Source organism: Leptolyngbya sp. FACHB-36, from assembly GCF_014695955.1.
Taxonomy (GTDB): domain Bacteria; phylum Cyanobacteriota; class Cyanobacteriia; order Leptolyngbyales; family Leptolyngbyaceae; genus FACHB-36.
In genome coordinates, this window is record NZ_JACJPG010000016.1 from 1 (window position 1) to 4,243 (window position 4,243).

Consider the following 4,243-nt stretch of genomic DNA (forward strand, 5'->3'; position numbering starts at 1 on the left):
CAGGCATGGTTTAAACAGTATGGGGTGTAATGGAATGAAACTGCTGTTGCCGACTGAATTTATCCCTCAGCTTGAGCCAAAATTAGCTCAACTTGATCCCGAACTGCAGTTAGCTTGGGTCAATAGCCAGGGTGAGTTTATTGGCGATCCCAGTGATGCAGAGGTCTATCTCAACTGGTTTTATCTCAAACCTGATTTGCTGCATGAGGTGTTGTCAGCCGCCCCCCAACTGCGTTGGCATCAAACCCTCAGTGCAGGCGTGAATCATATCCTCACTCCTACCTACTTACAGCGTGACATTATCCTCACCAATGGGGCTGGAACGTTTGCAATTCCAATTGCGGAGTTTGTACTGACGTATATTCTGTTCCATGCTAAAAGTCTGCCATTTTTGCTGGAACTTCAGTCCAACCATGCCTGGAAAAAGAGTATTGAATTGCCAACTCAGGAAGTATTTGATAAAACGCTGTTGATCATTGGAGCAGGCACGATTGGACAGGAAATTGCTAAACGCGCTAGTGCGTTTGGCATGCATGTTTGGGGGTCCCGTCGCCATCCTCAACCAACAGCAGGATTTGAGCGAGTAGTGGGTGGAGATGAGTGGCGATCGCTGCTTCCCGAAGCCGATTATGTGGTTTTAGCAACCCCTCTGACGCCAGAAACCCATAACCTAATCGATGCAACAGCGTTACGGGCAATGCGTTCTAGTGCGTATCTGATCAACATTGCACGGGGAGCCGTTGTGGACGAAGCGGCGTTAATTACAGCCCTAAAAGAAGGCTGGATTGCCGGAGCTGGACTCGATACGTTCCTCACTGAGCCCCTGCCACCGGAAAGCCCTTTCTGGTCCCTGCCCAATGTGTTTGTGACGCCACACTGTTCTGGATTTTCACCTCGAATTGTGGAACGGGCGATCGCGCTGTTTCTCGACAACTTAAATCGCTACCGCGCAGGTCAGCCCTTGCGGAATGTAGTAGACAAAACTCTTGGGTATTAAGCACTATGACACTTAAACGCCGCGATGTATTGCTTGGCTTGACCAGTTTGGGCTTACCCATCCTGGCTGCAAGCTGCACAAACAATTCCTCCAATTCGACAACGCAAAGCAGCCCTTCGAGTGGTCAAGCAGCGTCTCCGGCATCTAGTACGTCGTCGGGAAGTGGTCCGGTGCGGATTGGCTATCAGAAATCGACGATTATGTTAAAGTCCAGAGGCACGATCGACAAGCGGCTCAACTCAGAAGGCGTGCAGGTGGAATGGAAAGAGTTTCCGGCGGGACCTCCCTTGCTGGAAGCCTTAAATGCTGGAGCGATCGACATTGGTCCGGTCGGGGAATCGCCACCGATTTTTGCTCAGGCTGCCGGAGCGAACTTAGTGTATGCCGCCTCCATTGCGCCTAATCCCAAAGGCTCTGGTGTACTGGTGCGCGAAGATTCGCTGATTAAAGCCGTAACCGATTTGAAGGGTAAAAAGGTGACATTTGCCAAAGGCTCCAGTGCGAACCTCTTGATCGTGCAGTTGCTGGAAAAAGACGGATTGAAATTTGAGGATATTGAACCCGTCTATCTACCGCCTGCCGATGCCCGCGCTGCTTTTGTGCAGGGAACCGTGGATGCCTGGGTGATTTGGGACCCATTTTTTGCGGCAGGCGAAACCGGGATCAAGTCTCGCGTGGTTGCCAATGGTGAAGGGGTAAACAGGATTGGTGGCTATTACATTGCCTCACGTCAGTTTGCGACAGAACGACCAGCAATTTTGAAGGCACTGCTGGAGGAGGTGCGGGATTTGGAGGAGTGGTCCGGTAAAAATCGAGATGAGGTCGCTGAGGTGCTGACCAAGGCGTTGAAGCTAGATGCGACAGCCGTTAAAACAGCCACTGATCGCCGCCAGTTTGGGTTGAGACCTGTCACAGATGATTTGCTGGCAGAACAGCAAAAAGTCGCGGATGTCTACTATCAACTGAAACTGATTCCAAAACCAATCAAAATTAGCGATACGGTTTTGCCTCCTGATAAAGTAGCAGCCTACGCACTCAGTTAACCGTCTCTTGCAGCAACTGTGAGTGCAACACATTTGCACCTCTAGATAGAATGCCAGATCAGATTATTCAGAACCAAATTGAGTACTATCGTGCTCGATCGCAGGAGTATGACGAATGGTTTTATCGTCAAGGGCGATTCGATCGCGGCTTAGACCTGAATCAGCAGTGGTTTGACGAAGTTACACGTGTCAAACACGCTCTACATCAATTGGGAAGCGTCGATCGCATTCTGGAGTTAGCGTGCGGTACAGGAATTTGGACTCAGGAATTACTCACAATTGGCAATCAGATCACGGCGATCGATGCCTCTCGTGAAATGATTGAAATCAATCGCCATAAGCTAGGGAATTCTCCTCAGGTCATCTATCAACAACGCGATGTATTCACCTGGGAACCTGAGCAGCAATATGATCTGGTATTCTTTTCCTTCTGGCTCTCTCATGTTCCACCCGATCGTCTCAGCCCATTTCTACAAACAGTTGCTCAAGCGATCCGATCGGGTGGACACCTGTTTATGATTGACTCGCGCTTTGAACCCACGTCTACAGCCAAGAACCATGTGCTGGTTGATGACGGTAGTATCTATAAAACGCGCCAATTGAATGACGGGCGAGAATTTCAAATCGTCAAAATCTTTTATCAACCCGATGAGCTACAGCAGCAGTTAGCCGCGATCGGGATTGATGCCGAAGTGAGGGTGACGGATCACTACTTCATTTATACGCTTGGAACAAAAGTTTAGTTAGAACGAGAGTAGTTTGTATGGGCAAAATTCAGGCAGTAGTTGTTGATCCAAGTGTTCCGGGACGGTTAGCGCTGCACGAGGTGGATCTCCCTACCCCTGCACCCAATGAAGCGTTGATCCGAGTAGCGGCAATCTCGTTAAACCGGGGTGAAATCCGACGATCGATCATTGCCGAAGCCGGTTGGCGACCGGGATGGGATTTGGCAGGGGTGATTGAAACCCCCGCATCTGACGGCTCCGGACCCTCCGCAGGAACGCGAGTCGTGGGATTTGTCCGGGCTGGTGGCTGGGCTGAAGTGGTGGCTGTACCGACGAATGCGATCGCCGCACTGCCCGATGCCGTTTCTTTTGCCCAAGCGGCGACGTTACCTGTGGCTGGACTCACTGCCTATCACGCCCTGAAACAAGGAGGGTTACTCCTGGGTAAATCAGTTCTCATTACAGGGGCATCAGGAGGTGTCGGTAACTTTGCCATTCAATTGGCGCGGTTATCTGGCGTAGAGGTGATTGCCCACATTCGGCAACCGGACCAGGAAGACGTAATCAAAACCGCAGGAGCGCATCAGGTTGTCATCGGTACAGACCTGCCACTCAATCATGAGTCTCCCTATGATCTGATTCTGGAATCAGTGGGAGGCAAAACCCTCACGGCGGCTCTGGGTTCGATCGCCCCTGATGGAGTAGTCGTATTATTTGGTACTTCTGGTGGAACAGAGGTAACATTCGATGCTCAGCGATTCTATGGTGTCAGCAGTGGAGCAAGTTTGTATGCGCTGATATTGTTTAACGAGCTGAAGCAGGAATCCGCAGCAGTTGGGTTGAATCGCCTGTTAAAATTGGTTGCTAGCGGTCAGTTAACACCTCAAATTTCGGTAGAAGCTCCTTGGACTGAGGTGGCAGATTTGGCACAACAATTGCTCGATCGGCGTTATCCAGACAAAGCCGTCTTACATGTTGCAAAGTGAGTTAGTGATTCGACTGGCGCAGGCTGAGGGTGCGGAGCGGATTGCCCTACTGTGTGGGCAACTAGGTTATGCTGCCTCCATATCCGCCGTGCAGGAACGCCTAACTCTGCTGGAAACTGATCCAGACCATGTAATTTACGTTGCCGATCTGCCAAATGCACGCGTCATCGCGTGGATTCAGGTGTGCATCGTGACCGTTCTAATCGTCGGGCGGCAAGCTGAGATTTATGGGCTGATTGTGCAAGAAGAGTATCGCGGAGATGGAATTGGGCGATTACTGCTCCAGTGGGGAGAGCACTGGGCACGACAGCAAGGCTGGGACACGATCGCGGTGCACTCTAATGTGATCTGGGATCAAGCCCATCGCTTTTACGAGAAGGCTGGATATCGACGGTTTAAAACTCAAGCAGTCTTTCGGGTTGTGTCGCAAGAACTTATAAAGGACAAACGATCGGTATCGTCTGCATTTCCTTAAGCGTCGGCTTCAGGTGG

The 4,243-nt window shown here is 50.8% G+C and carries 5 protein-coding genes; all 5 read left to right on the forward strand.

The annotated features are described in order from the left end of the window. Positions 1-34: 34 nt before the first annotated feature. Genes H6F43_RS00170 through H6F43_RS00190 form a run of 5 tightly spaced genes read left to right on the forward strand, consistent with a single transcriptional unit; the run spans position 35 to position 4,226 of the window. Positions 35-997 carry a D-2-hydroxyacid dehydrogenase gene (locus tag H6F43_RS00170; RefSeq protein WP_190340025.1) on the forward strand — a complete coding sequence of 321 codons (963 nt, stop codon included), beginning with the start codon at positions 35-37 and terminating at the stop codon, positions 995-997. Between the two features lie 5 nt (positions 998-1,002). After that, positions 1,003-2,040, forward strand: coding sequence for a sulfonate ABC transporter substrate-binding protein (locus H6F43_RS00175; protein ID WP_190340026.1), 1,038 nt, complete (start codon positions 1,003-1,005; stop codon positions 2,038-2,040). A 50-nt stretch (positions 2,041-2,090) separates the two neighbouring features. Then, positions 2,091-2,783, forward strand: a complete 693-nt coding sequence (locus H6F43_RS00180) for a class I SAM-dependent methyltransferase (protein ID WP_190340027.1) — start codon at positions 2,091-2,093, stop codon at positions 2,781-2,783. A 20-nt stretch (positions 2,784-2,803) separates the two neighbouring features. Continuing rightward, complete coding sequence (locus H6F43_RS00185) at positions 2,804-3,751, forward strand: zinc-binding dehydrogenase (protein ID WP_190340028.1); 948 nt, start codon at positions 2,804-2,806, stop codon at positions 3,749-3,751. Further along, the gene (locus tag H6F43_RS00190) at positions 3,738-4,226 is read left to right on the forward strand and encodes a GNAT family N-acetyltransferase (protein ID WP_190340029.1); all 489 of its coding nucleotides are present in this window, start codon (positions 3,738-3,740) and stop codon (positions 4,224-4,226) included. Before H6F43_RS00185 ends, H6F43_RS00190 begins: the two co-directional genes overlap by 14 nt. Positions 4,227-4,243: the final 17 nt, after the last annotated feature.